We start from the raw sequence: 614 nt of genomic DNA, 5'->3' as shown, positions 1-614 counted from the left end.
AAAAAATAATGAAAAAAGTGATGACAACTAGTGTCCAGTCCACTACCCTCCCCCCTCTCTTCCTGCTACTTTGTACCCCTACAAAAGGAAGGTAAACCAATTTTTGTAATTAATCTTCCCCCAGAGTGAAAGCGAATGCGTCTATTCAAAGCATAATAATGTCTACCCATAAAAAAGTCTCCCTATTCCAAATGAATAGGGAGAAGAAGTAAGCAAATTTTTTAAGGTGAAGAATGATTTCAGATACAAAATACTAATTTTCATACTGGATGTTGGAACCCCAATTTGTATCATAGTTAATTTCACATAAATGCTGTTAATATTTTTATATAGAAAGTCTTCTCCCTGCTCGAAAGATGAGGTGGGATTATCCATTCTTCAACACCCCGGCTAGTTCACGTAACCGCTGGCGATCTTTGATCTGATACTGCTTCCCTTCCTTTTGCAAATATCCTTTCTCACAAAACTGAGCCAGCACGTGCAACAGGTGACGGTAAGAAACGCCAAGGAAGTCACAGACAGTGACGTGTTTCTCTTTATACACCTGTCCATCCGCCGTCTGCAGGATAAAATCAGCCAGCCGGTTCTCAAGCGGAAACGAGAGGCTTTGCGCG

1 protein-coding gene is annotated in these 614 nt (G+C 41.0%); it reads right to left on the bottom strand.

What is annotated here, in order from left to right:
* Positions 1–367 precede the first annotated feature (367 nt).
* On the bottom strand, positions 368–614 hold a 247-nt coding region (locus LD39_RS18570), incomplete at its 5' end, for a helix-turn-helix domain-containing protein (protein WP_035551538.1).

The sequence above is a fragment of the Halobacillus sp. BBL2006 genome, from assembly GCF_000786645.1.
Lineage (GTDB): Bacteria > Bacillota > Bacilli > Bacillales > Halobacillaceae > Halobacillus.
The sequence above is the reverse complement of the archived record's forward strand: the minus strand, read 5'-3'. Positions and strand labels throughout refer to the sequence as shown.